The organism is Flavobacterium sp. IMCC34852 (assembly GCF_030643905.1).
Taxonomy (GTDB): domain Bacteria; phylum Bacteroidota; class Bacteroidia; order Flavobacteriales; family Flavobacteriaceae; genus Flavobacterium; species Flavobacterium rivulicola.
In genome coordinates, this window is record NZ_CP121446.1 from 2,680,664 (window position 1) to 2,707,500 (window position 26,837).

The window sequence follows — 26,837 nt, forward strand, 5'->3', positions numbered from 1 at the left end:
TTTTGCAAAAACAATTTGATGAAAACCTTTTTTAACTCAATACTGTCGGTCATTTCGGTTGTCTCGCTTTCAGGTTGCAAAACCGAAACAAATTCGGCACCAACAATTGCAACAGAAAATACCGTGCAATATGCCAAAGGCTTTTCCATTCAAAACTATGACGGCTATACAGTTGTGACGGTCCAAAATCCTTGGCCAAAGGCCACAAAAACTTATACTTATGTACTAAAAGAAAAAGAAGGAATTGTTCCGGACAGTCTAAAACAAAACACCATTATTTCGGTACCAATAAAAAACATAGTGGTTACCTCAACCACGCACATTCCTTCATTGGAAATGTTGAACGAAGAAAAGTCATTAGTTGGATTTCCGCATTTGGATTACATTTCTTCCGAAAAAGTAAGGGCTCGAATTGAAGCCGGAAAGGTCAAAGAGTTAGGCAATAACAAAGATTTAAATACTGAAGTTGTGCTCAATTTACAACCCGATGTGATTATTGGTTACGGCATTGACAACAACAATCCGACATTAGATAATTTACAAAAAAGTGGTTTAAAAGTCATGCTCAATGGCGATTGGAACGAAGAAACACCGCTAGGCAAAGCCGAATGGATTAAGTTTTTCGGAGCATTATACGGCAAACAAAAAGAGGCTAACGAACTGTTTACCAAAATTGAACAAGATTACTTGAACACCATCAAAATTGTCAAAAATGTAACCTACTCGCCTACTATTTTGGCCGGCGATATGTTTGAAGACCGTTGGTATTTGCCCAGGGGAACGAGTTGGGGAAGTTTATTATTAAAAGAAGCCAAAGGGAACTATTTATGGCAAGAAACCAGTGGCACCGGCAGTTTGTCTTTGTCGTTTGAAGCCGTTTTTGAAAAAGCCAAAAAAGCAGATATTTGGATTACCTCAGGACAATTTGATTCACTCAAAGAGATGACTGAAATGAATCCGCATTATGCCCAATTTGATGCGTTTCAAAATAAAAATGTATATTCGTTTAGCGGGAAAAAAGGAAAAACCGGTGGCATTTTATATTATGAATTGGCACCCAACCGACCGGATATAGTATTAAAAGATATTGTAAAGATTTTACATCCTGAATTGTTGCCGAGTTATCAAACTTTTTTCTTTGAGAAATTGAAATAACACCCAGATTTGAAAAACATCCATCGAAATACTTTCCTCTTCACCCTATTGTCATTGACATTGTTATTGACATTACTCTTGAACATTTCTTTTGGTCAAGTGTCAATTCCGGTGAAAGAAGTCTTTAAAAGTTTGTTTGGCGGCGTGGCCGAAAAAGACACTTGGGAATATATCATAGTGAATTTTAGGTTACCCAAATCCATTACAGCTATTTTGGTCGGTGTCGGATTGTCAATTAGCGGTTTGTTGATGCAAACTTTATTTCGAAATCCGTTGGCCGGACCTTATGTATTAGGTTTAAGCTCGGGATCGAGTTTGGGCGTGGCTTTTGTGATTCTTGGTGCAGGACTTTTGCCCGCAGTTTTTTCTCAGTTTTTATTGTCTTCTTATGGAATCATTTTGGCTTCTTGTATGGGAAGTTTATTGGTTTTATTACTGATTTTAATTGTTTCCCAACGCTTGCGTGATACAATGTCTATATTAATTGTCGGGCTGATGTTTAGTAGTTTTACAGGCGCTATTGTGAGTGTATTGAGTTATTTCAGTACAGCCGAACAATTGCAGAAATATACTTTTTGGTCGATGGGTAGCATTGGCAATTTGTCTTGGCAGAATATCAGCTTGTTAACCCTTTCGATAGTCATTGGTTTGGGAATAAGTTTACTGACTTTAAAATCTCTGGATGCTTTATTACTAGGCGAAAACTATGCCAGAAGTTTGGGTCTAAATATCAAAAAAGCCCGCTATAACATCATCATTGCCACGAGTATTTTGGCCGGAAGTATTACCGCTTTTGCCGGGCCGATAGCTTTTATAGGCTTGGCCGTTCCGCATTTGTCTAAACTGTTATTTCAAACCAGCAACCACCGAACCTTATTTTGGAGTACCATATTGATTGGCGCTATCATCATGTTATTTTGTGATACGGTTTCCCAAATGCCGGGCTTTGAGTTTACTTTGCCTATCAATGCCATAACCTCTATTGTTGGCGCGCCTGTTGTGATTTGGTTGATAGTCAGAAAAAAGAGTATTCAGTAAAAAATTAATTAGTGGTCAATCAAACGAACATCCTTTCTTCTCAGAATTTATCCATTGGATACCAATCCAAAAAGGGTCAAAATGTTATAGCCGAAAACCTCAACTTAAATTTGGCTACCGGACAATTGATTGCTTTGGTTGGTGCTAATGGTGTTGGGAAATCTACTTTGTTGCGAACATTAACCGGTATACAAAAACCTTTGAAAGGTAAAGTTTTGCTGAATGAAAAGAATATCCGAGAGTATCAGGCTTTGGAATTGGCACAGCATTTAAGTTTGGTGCTGACTGAAAAATTGCCACCAAGCAACCTGACTGTTTTTGAACTAATCGCCTTAGGCAGACAACCTTATACCAATTGGTTGGGAAAGCTTTCGGGAGAAGATTATGAAAAAATCAATCAAGCCATTAAACTTACGCATATTGAGCATTTGGCTACCGAAAAACATCAAGAAATCAGTGACGGTCAGTTGCAAATTGTACTGATTGCTAGAGCATTGGCACAAGACACACCGCTAATCATTTTGGATGAACCTACCACACACTTGGATTTATTACACAAAGTTTCGGTTTTTAAATTGCTTAAAAAGCTTTCACAAGAAACCAATAAATGCATTTTATTTTCTACACACGACATTGATTTGGCAATACAATTGAGCGATGAAATGATTGTCATGACCGAGGAAAACGTTGTGCAAGACCAACCTTGTAACCTCATTACGCAAGGTGTTTTTAGTAATCTTTTCAAAGACGATTCCATCACTTTTGATGGCGAAAAAGGGAAGTTTGTAATTTCTTAACTGAAGACTATTTCAAATTTATTTGTCTTTTCGCTTCGCCCACTACAAAGGCAACGGAATTGGCAATGTTGTAACTACGGATTAAATTCGACATGGGAATGGTCAGATGATTCTCAAATTGAGCTAAAACTTCTTGGCTGAGTCCGACACTTTCTTTGCCGAAAACCAACCAATCTTCGTCTTGAAACTCGGCTTCATAAATAGATTTTGTGGCGTGTGAACTCATCAGGAAAACTCTCGATTTATCTTTGATTTGATCCATCCATTCAGCTACATTTTGGTATTCAGTAACTTCCAAATGCACCCAATAATCCAATCCTGAGCGCTTTAAGTTTTTATCATTGATTTCAAATCCAAAAGGATGAATCAAGTGTAACCGACTTTGGGTTCCGACACTCAAACGACCAATATTTCCGGTGTTGTTGGGGATTTCGGGTTCGACAAGCACTATATTAAGCATATTCGATTATTTGGTTATTCGGCTATTTGAAAATGAGATACTGCTACAACTTCACCGGCTTTTAGGTTATGCAAATGTATATTACCTACTCGAATTCTCACTAATCGAAGTGTTGGAAATCCCACTGCTGCTGTCATTTTTCGCACTTGGCGGAATTTTCCTTCCGTTAGCGTAATGGAAATCCAACTCGTAGGTCCGTGGCGTTCGTCTCGTATTCTTCTGCCTTCACCGATACAGCACGGGAGTTTAGAAATCAACTTTGCTTCGCATTTTTTTGTAGTATAACGAATCCCTTTAAATCCGATTTCTACTCCGGCTTTGAGTTGCGCTACCGCTTCATTAGTGATGATACCATCCACTTGAGCATAATATTCTTTTTCGATAGTGTTGCTTCTCACTATTTCGCTCAACATACCATCGGTCGTCAATAAGAGTAGCCCTTCAGAATCTTCATCCAAACGACCTATAGCCATAGTGCCATTGGGGAAATCATAAAGTTCACCAAGCAATTTTTTGTGTCGCTTTTTCTCGTAAACAAATTGGCTCAAATAGCCGTGTGGTTTGTGAATTAAGAAATGATGGTGCATGAAACAGTTTTGACAAAAATAAAAAAGACCATCCGAAAAGGACAGTCTTTCTTCATTATATTTTAAAAATATTATTGTCTGCTTTGTACATAATCCGACAATTCATCAACATTACTGCTGAAAGAGAATATGCCGTTTAATTTGAAATAATTTCTTGGCTCAATACAATAATCGTAAGCATATTTAGCAAAATCCAATTTGTTGTCTTCAAAATTAAAGGTATTGGCAATTTGAATGATTTGATCTACATTCAAACAATTGGCTGTAATCACTTGTTTGGCTGTTTTCAAACGGGTATCTTCAAAACTTTGTTTTTTAATAGTAGCCAAAGCCGCATTGAAATTTCCCGGCGTCATACAAGTTCTGCCGTTACAACCTCTTACCGGTTCGTCATAATCTACGGCGTGAGTACCGCCAACATTGGTAGTTGTGGTTGTGGTAGTTTGGGTAACGGAACCACCTCCCATAGTATCATTAATGGTAATTCCCATATTAACACCGCCAACATTTACCCCAACGCCCATAGTAGCACCACCGGTTTGTGTAGTGGTCGTAGTAGTTGTTTGAGACACACCACCAACCGTTTGTTGAACAGCCACCGGTCTCGGTTGACCATAATGAATTACATGCACATTGGAAGGTGGAATAAAATCGGGACGCACCGGTATAGAAGAAAAGTAGTTGAGTTTCATCTTGGTTTTGTTGTTCTTATCCCTTTTGATTTTATAAGTAACATCAGCAAAAACGCCATCTACATCAGTCAACATTAAATTATTTTTAGAGATATCCATCAAGGATTGGTCTTCAAATTTAATTTTGGCATTGTAATAAGGCTGGTTTAAATCTTCTACCCTTAAATTGGTTTGCGGAATATCGTTAATAACTTCTCCGTTGAGGATTAGCGTAAATTTATCACCGTCTTCTGAAAAGATAGTCAAATGACCTACCGGTCCGTTTAATTGGGCAAATGTTGAAAATGAAATCAACAAAAGTGCGGATAAAGTAATTTTTTTAATCATAGTTTTTTGGGTTTAAAATGGTTGCCTTTATTTATTGTTTCTCTAATTTGGCTTTTTCAAAAACGATGCCAATTTAAAAACATTTTTCAAAAGACCACTCTTATTTAAGTTAAATCTGCGTATATTTAGACTCTTATTTTTAAAATTTATGACCGACAGTTTAATGATTATCCTCGCCTTTATCATTGCTTTAGCCATTGGTATTTTCCTAGGCAAAACGCTATTTTCCGCCCAATCCCAATCAGACAAAGCGTCGTTAGAAGAAAAAATAAACGGTCTGCTGCAACAAATAGAGCAACTCAAAAGCCAAGTCAATCAGACCATTCAAGAACGCGAAAAAATTCGTACTGAAAAAGAAGCTTTGGCTATTCAATTATCAAAAAAAGAAACCGATTTTGAGAATCTTTGGGAACGCAACAAAGAACAAAAAGAAGAAGTTGAAAAATTACAGGAAAAATTCACCAAAGAATTTGAAAATTTGGCCAATAAAATCTTAGAAGAAAAAACCGTAAAATTCACTGAGCAAAACAAAGAAAACCTCAAAAATATCCTAACACCGCTTCAAGACAAAATTCAATTGTTTGAGAAGAAAGTAGAAGATACTCACAAAGAAAGCATTGATTATCATGCGGCTTTGCGCCAACAAATCTTAGGCTTGCGCGAGATGAATGAGCAAATGAGCAAAGAAACCTTGAACCTCACGAAAGCGTTAAAAGGCGACAGTAAAATGCAAGGCAATTGGGGCGAATTGATTTTGGAAAGAGTACTCGAAAAATCAGGTTTGGAGAAAGGTCGTGAATACGAAGTCCAACAAAGTTTTGTCACCGAAGAAGGCAATCGCGTGTTCCCCGATGTAGTGATTAATTTACCCGATGGCAAAAAAATGGTAGTCGATTCTAAAGTGACTTTGACTGCGTATGAACGGTATATCAATGAAGAAGACGATGAGGCCAAAACTCAATATTTAAAAGAACACGTCATGGCTTTAAAACGCCACGTTGACCAACTGAGTGAAAAGAATTATCAGGATTTGTACCAAATGGAAAGCCCTGATTTTGTGTTGCTTTTTATCCCGATTGAATCGGCTTTTGCTTTAGCTTTGAATGAAGACACTACCTTATACAACAAAGCATTTGAAAAAAATATTGTGATTGTTACACCTTCTACCCTTTTGGCTACTCTGAGAACTATTGACAGTATGTGGACGAATCAAAAGCAACAAGAAAATGCGTTGGAAATTGCGCGACAAGCAGGCGCTTTGTATGACAAATTTGAAGGATTTGTGGGCGATTTAGTAAAAATAGGCAAGAAAATGGATGAAGCCAAAGTAGAATATCAAGGTGCCATGAACAAGCTGGTTGAAGGCAAAGGTAATTTGGTTACCAGTGTTGAAAAATTAAAAAAAATGGGAGCCAAAGCCAAAAAAGCATTACCTGAAAATATCTTAACCCGAGCCGAAAAAGATGAATAGTGAATTCAAGTCTGTAGAAGCTTCCAAAATCACGATAGCCGAATTGATGTTGCCTTCGCACACCAATTTCAGCGGTAAAATTCACGGTGGTTATATTTTGTCTTTGCTCGATCAAATTGCCTTTGCCAGTGCTTCAAAATTCTCCGGTCATTATTGCGTAACTGCTTCGGTAGACACCGTCGATTTTCTAAATCCCATAGAAGTGGGAGAATTAGTTACTATGAAAGCCAGCGTGAATTATGTAGGCAAAAGTTCCATGATTGTCGGCATTCGCGTTGAAGCTGAAAACATTCAAACCGGAATAGTAAAGCATTGCAATTCGAGTTACTTCACTATGGTTGCCAAAGACCAAAATGGAAACAATACACCAGTTCCTGGTTTACTATTATCCAATGATGATGAAATCAGACGCTTTTGCAATTGTATTAAAATGATTTCGCTCAAAAAAGATAAAAATCAACACGAAGAAATCTTCGATTACAAATCGGAGGAAGCCATGGAAAAACTAAAGAATTACCATGTAAAGTTGTTAGGATTTTAAAACAATACTTGAACTATTCTTATTAAAATCAAAAAAATCTTAGGACTAATTAGATAATTAATAGGTTATTATAAAATTTTTATTATTTTTGGTTTGCATTTTAAAAATCCTATGAAAAAGAATTACCTACAAGCGATTACACTATTTTTAATTTTTACCGTTTTCACCTCTTGTTCTGACAAAGATGACGAGTACACACCGGTCTCTCCGGTGGTGGTTGATTTGACCCAAGTGCCTTATCCTAAGTTATCAGACTACAAATTTTTTGAAGGAGATTTGAAAGACTTAAACCCATCTTTGAATGTAATTCCTTACGAACCTTCCAGTGCGCTTTTTAGTGATTATGCCCACAAAAAAAGATTCGTCTGGATGCCAACCGGTGTTAAAGCGACTTTTGATGGAGATGCAAAGATTTTAAATTTACCTGTTGGTTCTGTATTAATCAAAAACTTCTATTACGACAATGTACAACCTGAGAATGTGACTAAAATAATCGAAACTCGTATCATGATTCACAAAGATTCGGGTTGGATTTTTGCTGACTATGTTTGGAATGCAGAACAAACAGAAGCTTTCTTAGATTTGGCCGGTAGTTATGTTCCCATTAGTTGGAAAGATGAAAATAATGTAATTCGAAACGTGAATTACAGAATTCCTTCTGAGGTACAATGCATAGTTTGTCACAAAGAAAGAGTTGAAATTCCCGGAGGTGAAGTAACCACTTATATTCCAATTGGTATCAAACCTCAAAACTTAAACTTCAGTTACAACTACGGTTCAGAAACAAAAAACCAATTAACAAAATGGATTGAACAAGGTTATTTAGAAGATGGATTTGCTTTCCCTACTCCGGAAAACACTGCGGTAGATTATAACGACACCTCTAAACCATTAGAATCCAGAGTTCGTGCTTATTTAGACATTAATTGTGCTCATTGCCATCAGCAAGACAGACATTGTGATTACAGACCAATGCGATTTGCTTACAGCGAAACCGGAAATGCCAATGGTCATACCAACATGGGCGTTTGCGTTCCTACTGCTGACATGCAAGATTTTCCAGCAGCCTATAACTCGATTATCAAACCCGGAAATGTTGACCGTTCTATGCTATATTACCGAATCAACACCACCGATGAAACATACAGAATGCCTCTACACGGAAGAACACTTATCCATGAGGAAGGCGTTGCACTTATAGAAGAATGGATTAATTCATTAACCTCTTGTCCGTAAAAATAACAAACAATCAAAAACCATTACTAATGAAAAAAATTACTTTAATTCTTGTTTTGCTATTTGTAGCTCCATTTACAAAAGCGCAAGACACTTGTGCCTCGGCACTAACAATTACAGCAGGCTTGCATGTAGTTGGCCCGATCAACGGATCGCAGGTACCAACACCTTGTGAAGGTGGTGATGCTGTACCTTCAACCAATCGTGTTCCTGCCGGAGAATGGTATGCCTACACGCCTACTCAAAACTACACCGTAACAATTTCAACAGATATTGCGCAAAACACTCCAAGAATTGACACCCGTTTTCATGTTTACACAGGAACATGTGGTACTTTGACTTGTTTTGGCGGAGATGACGATGGCGGTTCTAATTATTCTTCTGTAGACATTATCAATGTTGTTGCAGGAACAACTTACTATATTGCCTGGGATAACCGTTGGATTACTTCAGCAAATAATAACGGATTTACATTCCAATTATCAGAAGCTCCTATTGTAGTACCTCCGGTAGTGCCTATTACTTACTCTAACCAAACTGTAAGTACCATTAATAGTGGCTACAACATCTGTATAGCTGATATGAACGGTGATAACTTGGATGATATTGTTGGAGTTAGCAACAACAATTTAAGAATACACTACCAAGGTGCAGGCGGTACATTAACCGTAACAGATTACCCAATTACCGGAACGAGTTTGATGCCAAACTGGAGTCTTGCCGCAGGTGACTATAACAGAGACGGATTTAACGACTTGATTTTAGGAAACGGAAGCGGAATCAGTATTTGGAGATCTAATAACGGAACAAGTTATACCAGTATTACTCCGGGACAATACATTTTCTGTCAAAGAACAAACTTTGCTGACCTAAATGATGACGGAAATTTAGATTTGTTTTCTTGTCACGATATTGATGCTAACGTTTATTACTTGAACGATGGTGCGGGAAATTTGACTTATTACCAATCGAATACTACGCCGGGCGCTATGAATTTGAGTTCCTTGACCAATGACGGCGGTAACTATTCCACTCTGTTTACAGATTTTGACAATGATGGTGACTCGGATGTTTTCATTTCAAAATGTTCAGGACCTCCTTGTCAATTATTCCGATATGATGGAGGTAATGTATACACTAATGCTTCTGCTCTTGCAGGAATAGAAATCACTCCGATTCAAACATGGTCTTCTGCCATTGCAGATTTTGATAACGATGGTGATATGGATATTATCATTACTGCCAGTGCAGGTACCCATAAATTTTTCAGAAATAATTTTGAAACGACCAATACTTTAAGCCAATTCACTAACATTACTTCAGGATCCGGTTGGGATACAAATACGTCAACCAATATTGATAATGTTGCTTATGATTTTGACAATGATGGTAAAGTTGATGTTTTGGGCGGTGGTAACAAAATCATGTTCAACCAAGGAAACAATACTTTTGCCGGAATTTCTTATACCGGAATTGGTACTGGTGCTATTGGCGATTTAAACAATGATGGTTTCTTAGATATTCAAAACGGAAGTACCATTCGTTATGCTGTACCCAACAACAACAACTGGATTAAAGTAGCTTTCCAAGGTGTTCAAAGTAACCGTAACGGAATTGGCGCCAGAGTTGAAATTTATGGTTCTTGGGGAAAACAAATCAGAGATGTTCGCAGTGGTGAAGGTTTCAGATATATGAGTTCACTTAATGTTCACTTCGGAATTGGTACTGCTACCACTATTGACCAAGTAATCATCAGATGGCCATCGGGAATTGTTGATACTTACAACAATGTTACTCCTAACCAATTGTTGTTTGCTTTAGAAGGTGCTACTTTAGGAACTAACGCTTTTGAGAATTCAGTATTTACTGTTTATCCTAATCCGGTTAAAAACAACATTAATATTGCAATCAATACCGCAAATCCGGTAGAATTTACATCCGCTCAAATATTTGATTTGAACGGAAGAATGGTTCAGGAAAACGCTGTACAAAACCAAACTATTACTGTAAACCAATTGGCTAAAGGAACTTACATCTTAAAGTTGACCGATACCCAAGGAAAAGATTATTCTCAAAAATTTGTAAAAGAATAATACTCCGAATACACTATAAAAAAAGTCCTCTTGAAAACAAGAGGACTTTTTTATTTAATACTATAAGTTAGAATACTCTCAATAAATTAAATCCGAAGAAAATATCTCCCGTTCCCCAATCACCGGTTGAACTGCCTAAAAAACCTGCTTCATGCATACCTTGTGAATTACTGAAATGCATCTGAAAAACGTGACCACCGGTTTCTAAATCAACCCCGATAGATAGCGGGTCGCGAAATGGTGAACTGTTTGCACGATTCAAATGCGCTGCATAATCTATGTTTAAAGACCAACGCTTAGCAAACTTGTATCTTCCGCCCATCCCGATAGCATATTGACCATTGTCTTGATTGTCATCAATGACAAAATTCTCGTGAAAATACGTCGGTGCCAACTCCAAAGACAAATTATTACTAAACTTTCTGGAAACTAAAAGCTGGGCAACATAAGTCAATCGGTTGTTAAACTCCATTTCAGGATACAAACTTTCTTTTAAAGTATTGTTGATAGCCAAACTCGTAAAACCCGCTATTGCAAAAGGAAATCCATTGGTTTCTTGGGACTTGAGCAAAAACTTACCCGAAAAATCATAAGCAATCTCACTTCTGGCACCACTAATAGTCAACCAATCGTTTAATCCGTAAACAAACTTCAATTGGGTAACCGCATTATCCAATCCGTAGAAACCTTCGAAGCCGTCTTTAACCGAACCGAATCGATGGGCTACTATAAAATACAAATCTCCTTTGGCCGCCAATTTAGTCGATTCGATATTGACAATTTTCAACCCTTTGAAGGCGGATTCAACCTTAGTCTTTCCAGTTGCAGCTGTGTCGATTTCGTTTAACAAATCATCTTGCGCCATAACACTCAAGGGGAACAATAATAATAATAAAGTTTTTTTCATAGTTTAATAATTACATTTTTTATACAATTTTTTTTAATTACAATCGAGCACTTTTACTCGACTACAGTACATTGATCTAATTGAATCTCCTCAAGTAAATCATCAAAACCCACCAAACGACCTTTTAGGTTGATAGAATCTTGAATTTTTATCTTTTCAGGAAGCCTGTCTGAAAATCGGGCAGATAACTTTTCATCAACCGTAATGATTTTATTTTCTGAATCGATATTGGATATTTTTCCGCGAACCGCAACCGTTTTATCTAAGTATTTGGCATTAGCCAAACTATCATTAGCTGTAAAAGATTTAAAAACATCTTGAACAGTAGTAGTAAAATTAGCTTCTTCAGAAGCTATATCCCTATGATTTTGATAAATATATTTATAAGCCCCAAAGCCAACCACCAAAATAATAAGAGCTAAAATAAAAACCTTTTTCTTCATAAAAACGTTAATTTATAATTATATAATGTAAACTTAAGTCATTTTATTTATTAAATTTATTCAAAAAAAATTAAAATCATGAAAAAGAATAACCTCTTAATTTCAGCTCTTACTCTCGGCACAGTTCTTGTCAGTAGTTGTACCAATGACTCTTCTGATGATTTATCGGGCACTGACGGTCTTGATGAAGTAACGTATACTAATACTGTAAAGAGTATTATTGATAACAACTGCATCGCTTGTCATGCTGATACTCCGGTAGCCGGAGCACCGATGTCATTAACTACTTACGAAAATGTTAAAGAAGCAGTTTTAGAACGCGGTTTGTTAGACCGAATATCCAGACCTCAAGGTGCACAAGGGATGATGCCTAACGGAGGAACACGTTTGCCGCAAGCGGTTATAGACCAAGTTTTTGCTTGGAGTGCACAAGGATTAAACGAATAATTACAGGCTATGAAAAAAATATTTTTTTACAGTTTATTTTTAGTGACTTTACCAAATTTTGCTCAAACCAAATTGGTAACCAAAACCGGGAAAATAACCTTTGAAGCATCGGTTCCGGCATTTGAAGAAGTAAAAGCCAAAAACGAGTCGGTTACTTGTATACTGAATCCGACTACGGGTGAAATTGCCAGTTTGGCACTCATGAAAGGCTTTCGCTTTAAAGTAGCTTTGATGGAAGAACATTTCAATGAAAATTATGTAGAAAGCGATCAGTATCCTAAGGCTACATTCAAAGGTAAAATTGACAATTTCGACTTGAGTAAACTAACGACTACCGCCAAGGATTATACCATCAAAGGCAAGTTGGAACTACACGGAAAAACAAAAGACATCACCATAACTGCAAAGATTAAGAAAACAGACAATGGTGTAGAAATAGATTCTAATTTCACCGTCAACACCGATGATTTCGATATTGACATTCCGAGTGTGGTTAGTAAAAAGCTGAGTAAAAAAGTTGCTGTTACTTTAGACTTCACACTCAAATAAAAAAATCCCCTGAATTGTCAGGGGATTTTTTTTATAAAGTTACGCTCTCAAAAGAATTTAGCTTGTCAATATGTAACTCTGTCCTATTGTCATCGTAACTTCGGGAAAACATAGGTAAAAATTTGGCTCCAAAAACCACTTCTTGAAAGGAATACGACGTTCTTTTTACCACGGTTGTACTAAACATATCATCAAACACTTTTATATAAACTAAAATCTCTCCGGAAATATTGCGATAGTCCTCTTCCGTCAAATTATAAAGCGGACTGCTTTCTGTAATCGGATGCACCAAAGTCCAGCTTAAAGTTAGAGCATTAATTTTAGCCAATTCCAAATCGAGATTGTAGAACTTATTCACCAATTTTCCGTTTTCTTCTATGGTCATTGCCAATGTCATTTTGGCTTCAGCATCGGTAAGATTGGTATTCTTGAATGGTGACAGTCGAATCATCAGAGCGGTACCGGAACCAAACGGTGCAATTAAGGCATTTTGTGAGAACTTCAGAAAAGCTTTCGGCATGCTAAATCGTCCGTAAAACAAACCGGTAGCAATGGCAAAACTCAGCAAACCGAATAAGGCTTCAACAGCCGCTAAAAAACTGGTTAAAAAACCACTCGGACTAATATGACCATAACCTACTGTCGTATAAGTTTGAACACTAAAGAAAAAGGCTTGTCCAAATTTATCTAAAGGTGTAACAGCATTAATTCCCTTTAAATGTTCTACTCCTATCATGTAGTATAAACTGGCAAAACAAAAATTGACCACAAAATAAAACAGCACTATAATCAATATAAATTTCCAACGGGGAATATTGACCATGGTGTGATACCAACTGATACTGTCAAAAAAACCAATACCGGTTTTCTTTACATTAGCGTTTCCGTTTTTGGAGATGAATCGACCGCCATAACTCGTTGCATTAGTCCCAAATCCGGTATTGCTATCCGTTTTGGCTTTACCGTTTATTTTCTTTAAAAATGCCATTAACCTTGCTTAGTTTATCTTTTTTTCCATCACGTAATCATCCATAACATATCCTTGACCAATATCGATTACTTCTTCTTTAGTAATATCAAAACCCAATTTCTTATAAAAATGTTGCGCCGGATTGTACTTATTGACATTGAGAAACAGCGCTATGTTGTTGTGCTTTTGGGCCTCATTGGCGATGTAGTCCAATAAAAACCGGCCTATCCCTTTCCCTTGTTGGGTGGAAAGAATATAAATTTTGTGAATCTTGGTTTTATGGGTTCCGTTACAATCAAATTCATAAGACGCAAACCCAACCGACATCTCATTTTCCTTAGCCAAAATAAAATGATGCTGCTTTTCATTGGCTTGCTTTTGAAGCGAAGCTACACTGTACATCATATCCATCATATAGTCTAATTGGGCTTGACCCAAAATAGCCCCATAAGTTTTAGGCCAAACTTCTTGAGCAATCGCTATAATATCGGTAAAATTAGGATCTGAATTTTGTTCAATTACAATCATGCCTTATTTTTTAAAAGCCGATTCATAAGTTGCTATCCAATCTTCTACTGATATTTTTTGGACCAATTCGGCTATCAAATCATACGGAATATCATCCATCTTTTTGAAACGCACGCAACTTTTCCCCATATCGAGTTTGTATTTACAGCGTTTACCGTATTCTTCAACGAACCAATCGTACAAATTTTTATCGGCATAAATGCCCATATGGTAAAATGCCACGAAGTTTTTTTGCGAAGCCAAACCCATAAAAGGCAGCGGATCTTTAGGATTGCAATGGTAACCGTTTGGGTAAATAGTATGCGGCACACAATAGCCCATCATACCATAACCCATCGATTCTTTAAAGCCTTTAGGGAGGTTTTTATTGATGGTTTCTCGGAGTTTTTGAATGACTTCTTTACGGTCAGCCGGCAATTCATTAATATAGTCTTGCGGTGTTGGTGCTTTGGATTGCATGGTAATAGATTTTGTTTCTCAAAAGTAGAAATATTTTTATAGATTTACGTACTGATTTTTATTACAAAGTTATGTCGAAAAACGAATTAAGGAAAGATAAAACCTGTCTTAACTGCAGACACGTTGTTGAAAACCGATACTGTCCGAATTGTGGTCAGGAAAATACCGATAGCCGCAAAACTTTTGTCCAGTTATTTGTTCATTTTTTTGAAGACTTAACCCATTATGAAAATTCGTTTTGGAAAACCATTCGAAACTTAATTTTTAAACCTTCGGCGTTAACTAAAGAATACCTTTCCGGGAAGCGAATGTCTTATTTGGCGCCTATTCGACTTTATATTTTTATCAGTTTTGTTACTTTCTTTTTGATTCCGATTATACAAGACAGCCCTAATGACGAAATGGTTGAAGTCGATCAAACCGCCGCTAAAGAAACAGTTGTAACTTCGGACACCCTTACAATCGCGCAAGACAATCTCAAAAAAAAGAAGTGGATAGCCGATATGGAAAAAAAAGGGTATATCGATAAGAAAGCTGCTGATTCGTTGCAAAAAGGAGTGGTTCAGAGAGAAGAAAGTGATGACGCCAGCGATTATATGAATTTTGGTTATCGTTCGGTGGAACACTTGGACTCGATTCAAAAATTTGGCAAAGCCGATGAAAAACTATCTGATTGGGAGTATTGGATTAATAAAAAAATCTTATTGGTCAAAAAAGGGAAAACCAAAAAAGAAATTAATGAAAAATTGATGGAATCCTTTTTCCGAAATATCCCTAAAGCTTTATTCATTTATATGCCGTTGTTTGCCTTCGTTCTATGGTTGTTTGAAAGCAAAAAGCGATGGTATTACTTTGACCACGGCATTTTTACCTTGCATTATTTTTCGTTTTTATTATTGGCTTCGTTGATTCTTGAACTGTTCAATTTCTTTTTTGAATGTTTTAACCAATATAGAATTGTGAACATTATTAGTTACATCGTTGAATCGGTCATTATTATCTATAGCCTTTATTACTTTTTCCCGGCACATCATCGATTTTATGAACAAAGTAGATTTAAAACCATAATCAAGGGTATCTTTATCTTTTTTATTAACATGATCATCCTAACCTTTATCATAATCGGTCTTTTCTTCTTTTCATTTATTAACATTCATTAATTATGTATAAAAAAACATTTCTTTTCATAGCGCTAATGGCTTTGTCAACGAGTTGCAACGCCCAAAAATCAGACACTAAAAAATCGGCTACACCGGCAAAAATCAGCACTTATCTTAACAGTATTTCTATCGAAAGTTTGCGCACGAACCTAACTTATATTGCTTCAGACGAAATGGAAGGACGTGAAACCGGGAGCGAAGGACAAAAAAAAGCAGGTAAGTTCATAATTGATTTTTACCAAAAAAACGGTATTGCTTTTCCTAAAGGCGCCAAAGATTATTACCAACCCGTTCCGGCCGCATTTTTAAATGCCAAAAGAAATGAAAACCTTCCCGATTCCGAGAACATTTGGGCCTATATTGAAGGTTCGGAAAAGCCGAATGAAATAGTGGTAATCTCTGCGCATTACGATCACGTTGGCGTTAAAAACGGACAGGTTTACAACGGTGCCGATGATGACGGTTCAGGAACAGTAGCTTTGATGGAAATGGCTCTGGCCTTTCAAAAAGCCAAGAATGAAGGTCACGGACCAAAGCGTTCTATCCTAATTTTGCACGTAACGGGTGAAGAACACGGTTTACACGGTTCGCGCTATTATTCTGAAAATCCTTTATTTCCTTTAAAAAATACGGTAGCCGATGTCAATATCGACATGATTGGTCGCCGCGATGATTTCCACAAAGACAGCAATAATTATGTTTATGTCATTGGTTCGGATTATTTATCCACTGACCTGTACAACATTTGCGAAAGCGTAAACAAAGAATATACTAAACTCGACCTCGATTACAAATACAACGATAAAAATGACCCTAACCGTTTTTATTATCGCTCTGACCATTACAACTTTGCCAAGCACGGCATTCCGTCAGTATTTTTATTTAATGGTACGCATGCCGATTACCACAAACCCGGTGATGATGTTAGTAAAATAGAATTTGATTCGCTAACCAAACGCACCCAATATGCTTTTGCCATCGCTTGGGAAATTGCCAATAGAAATAAGAAGTTAAAGGTTGATAAAAAGGATAAATAAACTGTGAAGAATAGTCTAATCCGACCTTTGTACACTTTTATCATTTGTTGTTTTATAATCTCCTGTAGCAAAGAAGACTGTAAAAACACGAACCCCATATTTGATGAGTCTTTACCGGAAAATAATGATTACAAAAAAGAATTAGCCATACAATTAAGACTAGCCAATAGTGAGAAACTAACTTATTTTTTAGAAGGATATCAAGAAAAAAACGGCCAACGCTATCTTTATGTTGCGATAAAAGGAGACAGCCTATGTGCCAAAGGGATTCTCTCTATTCTAAAGGAAGAACCTAAATTGAAAGGCATCATTGAAAATAAAGGTAAAGGATATATTGGTGCAGAACTCAAAAATCTAAGTTTTAAAATTCATCAGGATTCAAGTAACATCAATTTTATTTTTAAGGATTTAGACAACATAATCGATTAACTATAGCAACAAAAAAAGCCTCCGTTACCGGAGGCTTTATCATTTTGGGTGAAAGACGGGTCTCGAACCCGCGACCTTCGGAACCACAATCCGACGCTCTAACCAACTGAGCTACAATCACCATTTGTCGCTTACCAAAGCCTTAGCTTCTTTTGCGAGTGCAAATATACTGCAAAAGTTATCTTTTGCAAACATTCTTTTTATTTTTTTAAATCAAATCCGATAAGCTGTTGACAGCCACATACCTTTCCGCAGTAAAACCTTCCGCATAATCTACGCCAATCAATCTGCCAAAGTCTCGAGAGCGATAATGGATGCTTTCTAAAAAGTTTTTCGTAGCAATCGGGGTTACCGGTTCATTAGAATTTTCAGAATAAAACTGAGAACTATAGGCCAAAATGGAAGCTTCTTTTTTAGCAATAAAATCAGTGATATCTACCACAAAATCGGGCTCTATGTTTTTCCATTGAATGTAATGGTAAACCACTTTGGGACGCCATGCTTCTTGAACTTGCCCTTCATGAGTAGTCTCAATTTTTCGCAAACCCGATAAAAAACAAGCATCCGAAACCAATTTGCTGCCTTTCCCATGGTCAATGTGTCGATCATCAATAGCGTTACAGATGACAATCTCGGGACGGTATTTTCGCAAGCGTTTGATAATTTCCATTTGATGGGCTTCATCATTAACAAAGAAACCATCACGCATGTCTAGGTTTTCCCGAGTAGTAATCCCGAGAATCTCAGCCGCCAACTTTGATTCCTTATTTCTGATTTCCACCGAACCGCGAGTACCAAGTTCGCCACGAGTCAAATCGATTATACCAACTTTTTTTCCTAGGGAAACTTCTTTGGCAATGGTACCGCTACAACCCAATTCTACATCATCAGGATGCGCTCCGAAAGCTAATATATCTAGTTTCATATTTTATATTCGTTATTAATTGCCAAAATTATCAATTATCAATTCACAAAACCTTTCTCATCGTCATCGATTTATTTACCGTTTCGATAAATTCATCGACAGGAATACTGTCTTTGGTAATCCCGCAACCTATAAACAACTCTGCTGTATCACCAGTGATTTTCATACAACGCAAATTGACAAATAAATCGGATTGATCGGTCCGAAATGTAGCCAAATCTACATTCAATTCTCCTAAAAAACCAGAATAATATTCGCGTTCATAATTTTCATTTTTTTGAATAAATGCTTTCGCGGCTTCCTTGGGCAAACCACAAACTGCCGAGGTAGGATGCAATGCCAAAATAACATCCTTGATTGCTTTCTTAGATTTGGCGGTAGCCAAAATGTCGGTTTTGATGTGCCAAAGATTTCCTGCTCTGAAGGAATACGGACTCGAAAGGGTCATATCACTGACCTTATTTTGCAAACTCATGGTTATAAATTCTGTAACCAGTCGCTGTTCCTCTGTTTCTTTTTCCGGCCAAATGACTTGCTCTTTATTGGTGGCAATTTGCGTTCCGGCCAAAGCGACAGTTTGCAATGCTCTTTGATTAATTTTGAGAAACTGCTCGGGCGTAGCACCCATCCACATCCCTATTTTTGGATGAAAAAAACAATATTTAAAAGCTGTAGGATAAAAGGAGATTAACTTTTTAAAAACGGTTTCTAAATCGAATTGCCTCAAAAGCACCTCTTCTTTTCGGGATAAAACTACTTTTTCAAAAGCGCCTTTTAGAATCGCACCAACACCTCTTTGAACTAAATTTTCAAAAACAATTTTGGCGGTTTCATCCACTTCAGGCAAAATAGTTGGGGCAACCAGATAATCAGTCTGAATCATTTTTTCGACATAAACATCCGACTCCTTTTGAGGAATAAAAGGAATCAAGTCGCCATCAAAAGGCGCAAAAACAAATCCTTTTGCTGTAAAATCTTCCAGAAAATAGAGATGGTCATTCTTTTGAAACAAACCAATCATTTTATCCGAATTGGGTTTCGCATACAATACAAAAGGCAAGTGTTGCTCTTGCTGCGTTTTTACTTTGAGGAATAAATCGGTCATGACCGTCTGGGTAAAATCATGTTGGTTAACTTACAAAGCGAAATGAGTTTATCATTTTCATCAGTAATCTTTATCTCCCAAAGATGAATACTTCTGCCTTGGTGAATAATTCGGGCGGTACAATACACTATACCTTCACGTTTGCTTTTCAAATGATTGGCAGAAATCTCAATCCCACGCACTTCTTGTTTATCGGTATTGATAAACATTAACGAAGCCGCACTTCCTACACTTTCCGCTAAAGCTACCGTGGCACCGCCGTGTAATAATCCCATCGGTTGGTGAACTCTCGAATTGACCGGCATTTTAGCGGTTAAAAAACCATCTCCGGCATCAATGTATTCTATTTCTAGGGTTTGCATCAAAGTATTGTTACACCATTCGTTGCATAATTGGAGTACTTTTTCTTTATCAAAGGACATAGCTTTTTTTTAAGGTTATAAAATTACAAAAAAACGAAGTCACTACGGTTACGATTTAATTATGATAATAAAATCCTTATATTTGGTATTCAAACGGTTTGATGATGACTAGATATATTACCTTATTTTTTTTTGGAATTACTATCGGCTTCAGTCAAGCTCCGGCTATTGATTGGCAAAAAACCATTGGCGGAAGTAATCAAGATCTCGCCTCAATAATTCGAAAAACAACCGATGATGGTTATATCATTGGCGGCAGGTCAGTTTCCCCTATATCAGGTGATAAAACTCAAAACTTAATTGGGGGTTATGATTATTGGATAGTGAAGACCAATATAAGCGGCAACATTCTTTGGGAAAAAACAATTGGCGGAATCGGCTTTGATGACATTAAGGACCTCGTCCAAACCAATGATGGTGGCTATTTACTGGCAGGTGATTCTTTTTCCAATATTTCAGGAGACAAAACCGAAAACTCAAGAGGTTACAATGATTTTTGGATTGTCAAATTAAATTCAAACGGTGTTATAGAATGGCAAAAAACGATTGGCGGCGCACAATATGAAATACTAACCGAAGCACAGCAAACCAGCGATGGCGGTTACATTCTTGGTGGCTATTCCAATTCTGATATTTCAGGAGAAAAAACAGAAAACTGTAGAGGCAATTTTGATTATTGGATAGTCAAATTAAATGCTTCAGGCAACATCGAATGGCAAAAAACATTAGGCGGAAACCAACATGATTGGTTGAATTCTATCAAACCAACCAGTTCTGGACATTATATTTTGGCCGGAAAATCATATTCTGGAATATCCGGTGACCGAACCATCAGCAATTCCCCACCCGATTCTTGGATTTTAAAATTGGATGCGAACGGAACTATCATTTGGCAAAAGTCACATGATCTCGACGAAACGTCCACCATTATTGAAACCAGTGATGGAAATTACTTAGTGGCTGGAAGTAGATTTGGCATATATGCACCAAGGACAAACTCATTATCTAATCAATTCTATTCTACAATTTTTAAAATCAACACTGATGGGATTTTGATTTGGGACCATTCTATCCAACCCGACGGCGGAGATTGTACAGCAACCGATGTTGTTGAAGGTAATGACGGTTATTACTATTCGACCAACAGTCAAAACTCTTCTTACAATACATGTATTACGAAGATAAACTTTGACGGTCATATGATGTGGAATAAAAATTTCTTAGCAACCGGTGAAGATTATACCTACTCTATTGCTATAACTTCCGACAATAGCGTTGTTTGCGCTATAACGACAGCTTCTGATATATTCGGCGACAAAACAGACAATTCAAAAGGACTTAATGATTATTGGATTGTGAAGTTTAATCCATCAGCCTTAGGAACCAATGAGACCGAAAATTTAAATTTTGTACTCTATCCTAATCCGGTTAATGATTCGTTCTATATCCAAGCCAATTCCGTTGTCAATGATTGTGATTTTTCTTTTTACAACACTTTAGGGCAAAAAATTATGTCATTTCAAAAAACTATAACCAAAACCAATTCTATTGATTTTCCATTTCCAAAAGGAATCTATTTTTTAAAAATCACAAATCCGATAACGAATCAAACCCAAACAATAAAGATTAATAAATCATAGTAATTATATACTTTTACGTCAAAATTTACGTTATACCTAAAATCTTTCAACATCCATGCGTCAACTTATTATCCTTTTCATTGTTGGTTTAGCCATTTCCGTAAGCTCTTGTCGTGAAGACTTTCAATTTGAACCCAGTACAGGCGATTTGACTTTTTCCAAAGACACGGTTTATTTAGATACGGTTTTTACCAACATTGGTTCGAGTACTTATACTTTGAAAGTGTATAATAAAAGCGATAAAGACATTAAAATTCCCACCATTCAATTAGGAAGAGGTCAAGATTCCAAATACCGAATAACTGTTGATGGTATGGTAGGCGAAAACAACCGAATTTTTCACGATGTAGAATTATTGGCCAAAGACAGTATGTATGTTTTTATTGAAGTTACTACCGATGTAGCTTTAGCTAATCCGACCGATTTTTTGTACACTGATATTATTGAATTCCGTCATGCTAACGGAGAAGTTCAAGATGTGGACTTAGTCACTTTAATTCAAGATGCGTATTTCTTATACCCAAGACGATTTGATGACGGCACGACCGAAACCTTACCCATAGGCGATGACGAAGTGTATGGCTTTTTCCTGGATGAAAATGATCCTGTTAACGGTAATGAATATGTTTGGAGCAATGACAAACCTTACGTGGTATATGGCTATGCCGCAGTACCTGATGGCAAAACGCTCAACGTCCAACCCGGCGCAAGAGTTCATTTTCATGCCGAATCAGGATTGATTGTTGGTAGCGGTGGTTCGTTAAGAGTCAACGGTCAATTATCCACCACAGAAGCGCTGGAAAACGAAGTCATCTTTGAAGGTGACCGATTGGAACCCGATTTCTCAGACGTTCCGGGACAATGGGGAACAATTTGGTTAACAGACGGAAGTACCAACAATTATATAGAACATTTGACCCTGAAAAACGCCGTTATTGGTTTATTAATCGACCACAATGACGGTACTACCACGACCATCAAAAACAGTCAAATTTATGATTGTTCGAATATGGGAATTTATGCTAAAACCGCTAAAATATATGGCGAAAACTTAGTAATTAACTCTGCCGGACAATATGCTTTAGCGTGTACGCTTGGTGGCAGTTATGAGTTCAAACATTGTACATTCAACAACAATTGGTCGAGTTCCCAACAATTGGCGGTAAGAATTGACAATTATTACACCGACAATACAACCAATCAAGAAGTGGCTTTCGATTTAGAACAAGCTAATTTTTACAACTGTATCATTTTCGGGTCCAATCAAATTGAATTGTTTTTAGACAAAAGTACAGTTAGCCCGGATACCAATTGGACAGCACCTATTTTCAGCAAATGCCAAATCAAATTCAACAACTCCAACAATCAGTTTACCAATAATCCTGATTATGCTTTTTTAAACGACACCAATGAAATCATTAAAAACGGAACTCCTGATTTCTTAGATATTTATAACAATAAACTGTTTATCGGAGCCGATTCTGATGCCAAAGAATTTGGAGTGGACGTTGGCGTTCCAAATGATATTTTAGGAAATCTGCGCAATGGTGTGTTTGATTTAGGAGCTTACAATTCGATTGTGTTCCCTGAGGATTAATTTTTTCAAAACTGATTTTGGGTTTCGTTTTTTTACCCTAAATTTGCACCTACAACAACAACTAATAAAAACACAATGATTCATTTCTTCGGAAACGAAAGTACTACTGTTTTTGCCGTGCAAGCGCAAAACGAACTTTCGGCAGAAACTATCTCAAAATTAAACTGGCTTTTTGGCAACGCACATAAAATAGAAAAATCCGCCCTGACGGATTTTTTTGTTGGACCACGTGCCGCAATGGTAACACCTTGGAGTACCAATGCTGTGGAAATTACTCAAAACATGGGCATCGAAGGCATCATCAGAATTGAGGAATTCGAAAAAGTAAAAGAAAACTTTAGCGATTTTGACCCAATGCTTTCTCAAAAATACAGCGAGTTAACCCAAGAAATTTTCACCATCAATATCCAACCGGAACCGATTTTAGAAATTGAGGACATTGCCGCTTACAACCAACAAGAAGGTTTAGCCTTAAGTTCTGAAGAAGTTGATTATTTGAATGGTGTTGCCCAAAAGATTGGCCGCAAATTAACCGATTCAGAAGTTTTTGGTTTCTCGCAAGCCAATTCAGAACACTGTCGTCACAAAATATTCAACGGCACTTTTGTCATTGACGGCGAAGAAAAAGAAACTTCTCTATTCAAACTCATCAAAAAAACATCAGCCGAAAATCCAAACGATATCGTTTCGGCTTATAAAGATAATGTGGCTTTTGTCAAAGGTCCGAAAGTGACCCAATTCGCGCCGAAAAGCGCCGACAAACCTGATTTTTACGAAACCAAAGAATTTGATTCGGTGATTTCGCTAAAAGCAGAAACCCACAATTTCCCAACTACAGTTGAACCTTTCAACGGTGCGGCAACCGGTTCGGGTGGAGAAATTCGTGATAGATTAGCCGGTGGACAAGGTTCATTACCGTTAGCCGGAACTGCCGTTTATATGACGGCTTATTCTCGTTTGAAAGACAACAGAACTTGGGAAAATGGGATGACGGAAAGAAAATGGTTGTACCAAACCCCAATGGACATCTTAATCAAAGCTTCCAATGGTGCTTCCGATTTCGGTAATAAATTCGGGCAACCTTTGATTACGGGTTCGATTCTAACCTTTGAACACCAAGAACCATCCGAATTTGTGGATGAACCCAATACAAACAGAAAGCTCGGTTACGACAAAGTTATCATGCAAGCCGGTGGCATTGGTTACGGAAAATTAGACCAATCCATCAAAAAGAAACCGACAGCCGGAGATCAAATCGTAATCCTGGGTGGCGAAAATTACCGAATCGGAATGGGTGGCGCAGCAGTTTCCTCAGCCGATACCGGTGCTTTTGGTTCCGGAATTGAATTAAATGCTATTCAACGTTCCAACCCTGAAATGCAAAAACGCGCCGCTAATGCCATTCGCGGTTTGGTAGAAAGCGATAACAATCCGATTGTTTCCATTCACGATCACGGTGCCGGTGGACATTTGAATTGTCTTTCCGAATTAGTGGAAGAAACAGGCGGCTTGATTGATTTGGATAAATTGCCTGTGGGCGATCCAACCTTATCATCCAAAGAAATCATTGGTAACGAATCTCAGGAAAGAATGGGATTGGTTATTGGTCAAAAAGATATTGATACATTACAACGCATCGCCGACAGAGAGCGTTCACCAATGTATCAGGTTGGTGAGGTTAGTGATAACAAACGCTTTACTTTTGAAAGCAAAACAACCGGAGCCAAACCAATGGATTTTGCCTTGGAAGACATGTTCGGCAGTTCGCCTAAAACCATCATGGCGGATAAAACCATCGATAGAAATTACACCGATTTAGAATATAGCAGCGATTACATCCAAGATTATTTAAGAGATGTCTTGAAATTAGAAGCGGTAGCTTGTAAAGACTGGCTAACCAATAAAGTCGATCGTTGCGTAGGCGGAAGAGTCGCCAAACAACAATGCGCCGGACCATTACAATTGCCTCTGAATAATGTAGGGGTAATGGCTTTGGATTTCAACGGAAAAGAAGGCATCGCTACATCCATAGGTCACGCTCCTATTTCGGCTTTAATTGACCCGAAAGCGGGAAGTAGAAATGCGATTGCCGAAGCGTTATCCAATATTGTTTTTGCGCCGCTAAAAGAAAACTTAAAAAGTGTTTCCTTATCAGCTAACTGGATGTGGGCATGTAAAAATGAAGGTGAAGATGCCCGTTTGTATGAAGCGGTTCAGGCTTGTTCTGATTTTGCCATCGAATTAGGCATCAACATTCCAACCGGAAAAGATTCGCTTTCAATGAAGCAGAAATATCCGAATGATGAAGTGATTGCACCGGGAACGGTAATTATTTCGGCAGCCGGAAATTGTTCCAATATTACTAAAGTCGTTGAGCCGGTTTTACAAAGAAACGGTGGTTCGATTTATTATATCAATTTATCTCAAGACGAATTTAAATTGGGCGGGAGTTCATTTGCCCAAACCCAAAATAAAATTGGTTCGGAAACACCAACCATTAAAGATGCCGCTTTCTTCAAAAAAGCCTTCAATACCATTCAAGATTTAATCAAAGACCGACAAATCGCTGCCGGACATGATATCGGAAGCGGTGGTTTGATTACGACTTTGTTGGAAATGTGTTTTGCCGACAATCATTTAGGGGCCAAAATCGATTTCTCTTCATTCGAAGAAAATGATTTAGTCAAAATCCTATTCGCAGAAAACATCGGATTGGTATTGCAAGCTAAAGATGATGCCACATTCGAAAAAGCCTTAGAAGGAATTGAATACTTCAAAATAGGAAAAGTTCAAGATTCAGAATCATTGACTATTGAAGATTTAGTGCTTGATATCAGAGCTTTGAGAGACGTTTGGTTTGAAACTTCTTATTTGTTAGACCAAAAGCAATCCAAAAATAATAAGGCCAGAGAGCGTTTTGACAATTATAGTAATCAACCATTACAGTATATCTTCCCAAGCCATTTCACTGGTTTAAAACCGCAAATTGACAACACAAAACCACGACCAAAAGCGGCCATTATCCGCGAAAAAGGAAGTAATTCCGAACGCGAAATGGCCAATGCGATGTACTTGGCCGGATTTGATGTCAAAGATGTTCACATGACCGATTTGATTTCGGGACGTGAAACCCTGGAAGATATTCAATTCATTGGAGCTGTGGGTGGTTTCTCGAATTCCGATGTTTTGGGGTCAGCCAAAGGTTGGGCCGGAGCCTTTTTATACAACGAAAAAGCCAACACCGCTTTAAAGAACTTCCTAAAACGCGAAGACACTTTATCAGTAGGAATCTGCAACGGTTGCCAATTGTTCATGGAATTGGAAGTCATCAATCCGGAACACGAAGTTCACGGTAAAATGAAGCACAATGATTCGCACAAACACGAAAGCATATTCACCTCTGTAAAAGTACAGGAAAACCATTCGGTAATGCTAAAAACACTTGCCGGAACTACCTTAGGGGTTTGGGTTTCGCATGGCGAAGGGAAATTCAATTTACCATACGAAGAAAGTCAATATAATATCGTAGCCAAATACGCTTACGAAGGCTATCCTGCCAATCCAAACGGTTCCGATTATAATACCGCAATGATGTGTGACAAAACAGGAAGACATTTGGTGATGATGCCACACATTGAACGTTCTACTTTCCCATGGAATTGGGCGCATTATCCAAGCGATAAAAAAGACGAAGTTTCGCCATGGATTGAAGCCTTTGTCAATGCCCGAGAATGGATTGAAAATCGCTCAAAATAATTAACTAACCCGCTCAATTGAGTGGGTTTTTATTTGGGCGCATCCCGTTAAACGGGACCGGGCTGT

Annotated in this window: 26 protein-coding genes and 1 tRNA gene; 15 read left to right on the plus strand and 12 right to left on the minus strand. The window is 37.6% G+C overall.

Features of this window, described 5'->3' with window-relative positions; genetic code table 11:
• Positions 1–18: 18 nt before the first annotated feature.
• From P7V56_RS11565 to P7V56_RS11575, 3 genes are read left to right on the plus strand one after another with little or no spacing between them, the layout of a single operon-like run.
• Positions 19–1,155, plus strand: a complete 1,137-nt coding sequence (locus P7V56_RS11565; protein WP_171221969.1) for an ABC transporter substrate-binding protein — start codon at positions 19–21, stop codon at positions 1,153–1,155.
• Between the two features lie 9 nt (positions 1,156–1,164).
• Positions 1,165–2,193, plus strand: a complete 1,029-nt coding sequence (locus P7V56_RS11570) for an iron chelate uptake ABC transporter family permease subunit (protein ID WP_171221970.1) — start codon at positions 1,165–1,167, stop codon at positions 2,191–2,193.
• A gap of 11 nt (positions 2,194–2,204) precedes the next feature.
• Positions 2,205–2,990: an ABC transporter ATP-binding protein gene (locus P7V56_RS11575; RefSeq protein WP_171221971.1), complete on the plus strand. Its 786-nt coding sequence runs from the start codon at positions 2,205–2,207 to the stop codon at positions 2,988–2,990.
• A 7-nt stretch (positions 2,991–2,997) separates the two neighbouring features.
• Here the strand turns inward: P7V56_RS11575 and P7V56_RS11580 are convergent, their stop codons facing one another.
• The 3 genes from P7V56_RS11580 to P7V56_RS11590 form a co-directional block, all read right to left on the minus strand.
• On the minus strand, positions 2,998–3,450 hold the full coding sequence (locus tag P7V56_RS11580) for a tRNA (cytidine(34)-2'-O)-methyltransferase (protein WP_171221972.1): 453 nt from the start codon (positions 3,448–3,450) through the stop codon (positions 2,998–3,000).
• A 14-nt stretch (positions 3,451–3,464) separates the two neighbouring features.
• The gene (locus P7V56_RS11585; protein WP_171221973.1) at positions 3,465–4,037 is read right to left on the minus strand and encodes a pseudouridine synthase; all 573 of its coding nucleotides are present in this window, start codon (positions 4,035–4,037) and stop codon (positions 3,465–3,467) included.
• Between the two features lie 71 nt (positions 4,038–4,108).
• The gene (locus P7V56_RS11590; RefSeq protein ID WP_171221974.1) at positions 4,109–5,056 is read right to left on the minus strand and encodes a proline and serine-rich protein 1 family protein; all 948 of its coding nucleotides are present in this window, start codon (positions 5,054–5,056) and stop codon (positions 4,109–4,111) included.
• Positions 5,057–5,204: 148 nt separating this feature from the next.
• Here P7V56_RS11590 and P7V56_RS11595 point away from each other — a divergent pair, with 148 nt between their 5' ends.
• The 4 genes from P7V56_RS11595 (at position 5,205) to P7V56_RS11610 (ending at position 10,397) form a co-directional block, all read left to right on the plus strand.
• Positions 5,205–6,527 (plus strand): DNA recombination protein RmuC, encoded by a 1,323-nt coding sequence (locus P7V56_RS11595; RefSeq protein ID WP_171221975.1) that lies wholly within the window; start codon positions 5,205–5,207, stop codon positions 6,525–6,527.
• Positions 6,520–7,068, plus strand: a complete 549-nt coding sequence (locus P7V56_RS11600; RefSeq protein ID WP_171221976.1) for an acyl-CoA thioesterase — start codon at positions 6,520–6,522, stop codon at positions 7,066–7,068. Before P7V56_RS11595 ends, P7V56_RS11600 begins: the two co-directional genes overlap by 8 nt.
• Before the next feature lie 111 nt (positions 7,069–7,179).
• Entirely contained in the window at positions 7,180–8,304 is a 1,125-nt protein-coding gene (locus P7V56_RS11605) for a hypothetical protein (RefSeq protein ID WP_171221977.1), read from the plus strand.
• Between the two features lie 29 nt (positions 8,305–8,333).
• On the plus strand, positions 8,334–10,397 hold the full coding sequence (locus tag P7V56_RS11610; protein ID WP_171221978.1) for a T9SS type A sorting domain-containing protein: 2,064 nt from the start codon (positions 8,334–8,336) through the stop codon (positions 10,395–10,397).
• A 67-nt stretch (positions 10,398–10,464) separates the two neighbouring features.
• Here the strand turns inward: P7V56_RS11610 and P7V56_RS11615 are convergent, their stop codons facing one another.
• Complete coding sequence (locus P7V56_RS11615; protein ID WP_171221979.1) at positions 10,465–11,304, minus strand: DUF5777 family beta-barrel protein; 840 nt, start codon at positions 11,302–11,304, stop codon at positions 10,465–10,467.
• 53 nt (positions 11,305–11,357) lie between these two features.
• A complete protein-coding gene (locus P7V56_RS11620) occupies positions 11,358–11,747 on the minus strand; it encodes an OB-fold protein (protein ID WP_171221980.1) in 390 nt (129 codons plus the stop codon).
• 78 nt (positions 11,748–11,825) lie between these two features.
• On the opposite strand from P7V56_RS11620, the gene P7V56_RS11625 reads away from it, so the two are divergent.
• Positions 11,826–12,194, plus strand: a complete 369-nt coding sequence (locus P7V56_RS11625) for a hypothetical protein (RefSeq protein WP_171221981.1) — start codon at positions 11,826–11,828, stop codon at positions 12,192–12,194.
• Positions 12,195–12,203: 9 nt separating this feature from the next.
• Positions 12,204–12,743, plus strand: coding sequence for a YceI family protein (locus P7V56_RS11630; RefSeq protein WP_171221982.1), 540 nt, complete (start codon positions 12,204–12,206; stop codon positions 12,741–12,743).
• Positions 12,744–12,774: 31 nt separating this feature from the next.
• Here the strand turns inward: P7V56_RS11630 and P7V56_RS11635 are convergent, their stop codons facing one another.
• Genes P7V56_RS11635 through P7V56_RS11645 form a run of 3 tightly spaced genes read right to left on the minus strand, consistent with a single transcriptional unit; the run spans position 12,775 to position 14,700 of the window.
• Complete coding sequence (locus P7V56_RS11635) at positions 12,775–13,731, minus strand: ion channel (protein ID WP_171221983.1); 957 nt, start codon at positions 13,729–13,731, stop codon at positions 12,775–12,777.
• 9 nt (positions 13,732–13,740) lie between these two features.
• Positions 13,741–14,241 (minus strand): GNAT family N-acetyltransferase, encoded by a 501-nt coding sequence (locus tag P7V56_RS11640; protein ID WP_171221984.1) that lies wholly within the window; start codon positions 14,239–14,241, stop codon positions 13,741–13,743.
• A 3-nt stretch (positions 14,242–14,244) separates the two neighbouring features.
• Positions 14,245–14,700: a DUF1801 domain-containing protein gene (locus tag P7V56_RS11645; protein ID WP_171221985.1), complete on the minus strand. Its 456-nt coding sequence runs from the start codon at positions 14,698–14,700 to the stop codon at positions 14,245–14,247.
• Between the two features lie 71 nt (positions 14,701–14,771).
• Between P7V56_RS11645 and P7V56_RS11650 the strand changes: the two genes are divergently transcribed.
• The 3 genes from P7V56_RS11650 to P7V56_RS11660 are packed head-to-tail and all read left to right on the plus strand — an operon-like array spanning position 14,772 to position 17,326.
• The gene (locus tag P7V56_RS11650; protein WP_171221986.1) at positions 14,772–15,860 is read left to right on the plus strand and encodes a DUF3667 domain-containing protein; all 1,089 of its coding nucleotides are present in this window, start codon (positions 14,772–14,774) and stop codon (positions 15,858–15,860) included.
• A 2-nt stretch (positions 15,861–15,862) separates the two neighbouring features.
• A complete protein-coding gene (locus P7V56_RS11655) occupies positions 15,863–16,897 on the plus strand; it encodes a M28 family peptidase (RefSeq protein ID WP_171221987.1) in 1,035 nt (344 codons plus the stop codon).
• Positions 16,898–16,900: 3 nt separating this feature from the next.
• On the plus strand, positions 16,901–17,326 hold the full coding sequence (locus P7V56_RS11660) for a KH domain-containing protein (RefSeq protein ID WP_171221988.1): 426 nt from the start codon (positions 16,901–16,903) through the stop codon (positions 17,324–17,326).
• Positions 17,327–17,372: 46 nt separating this feature from the next.
• Here P7V56_RS11660 and P7V56_RS11665 read toward each other — a convergent pair.
• From P7V56_RS11665 to P7V56_RS11680, 4 genes are all read right to left on the minus strand, one after another.
• Positions 17,373–17,448: transfer RNA gene (locus P7V56_RS11665), tRNA-His, on the minus strand.
• An 86-nt stretch (positions 17,449–17,534) separates the two neighbouring features.
• Positions 17,535–18,251, minus strand: a complete 717-nt coding sequence (gene bshB1, locus P7V56_RS11670; protein WP_171221989.1) for a bacillithiol biosynthesis deacetylase BshB1 — start codon at positions 18,249–18,251, stop codon at positions 17,535–17,537.
• Between the two features lie 43 nt (positions 18,252–18,294).
• The gene (locus P7V56_RS11675) at positions 18,295–19,356 is read right to left on the minus strand and encodes a chorismate-binding protein (RefSeq protein ID WP_171221990.1); all 1,062 of its coding nucleotides are present in this window, start codon (positions 19,354–19,356) and stop codon (positions 18,295–18,297) included.
• A complete protein-coding gene (locus P7V56_RS11680) occupies positions 19,353–19,778 on the minus strand; it encodes a PaaI family thioesterase (protein WP_171221991.1) in 426 nt (141 codons plus the stop codon). The genes P7V56_RS11675 and P7V56_RS11680 overlap by 4 nt, the downstream gene beginning before the upstream one ends.
• 104 nt (positions 19,779–19,882) lie before the next feature.
• Between P7V56_RS11680 and P7V56_RS11685 the strand changes: the two genes are divergently transcribed.
• The 3 genes from P7V56_RS11685 to purL all read left to right on the plus strand — a co-directional run bounded on the left by P7V56_RS11685 (position 19,883) and on the right by purL (position 26,771).
• Positions 19,883–21,418 carry a T9SS type A sorting domain-containing protein gene (locus tag P7V56_RS11685; protein WP_171221992.1) on the plus strand — a complete coding sequence of 512 codons (1,536 nt, stop codon included), beginning with the start codon at positions 19,883–19,885 and terminating at the stop codon, positions 21,416–21,418.
• A 55-nt stretch (positions 21,419–21,473) separates the two neighbouring features.
• Positions 21,474–23,015 (plus strand): hypothetical protein, encoded by a 1,542-nt coding sequence (locus P7V56_RS11690; protein ID WP_171221993.1) that lies wholly within the window; start codon positions 21,474–21,476, stop codon positions 23,013–23,015.
• A gap of 75 nt (positions 23,016–23,090) precedes the next feature.
• A complete protein-coding gene (purL, locus tag P7V56_RS11695; protein ID WP_171221994.1) occupies positions 23,091–26,771 on the plus strand; it encodes a phosphoribosylformylglycinamidine synthase in 3,681 nt (1,226 codons plus the stop codon).
• Positions 26,772–26,837: the final 66 nt, after the last annotated feature.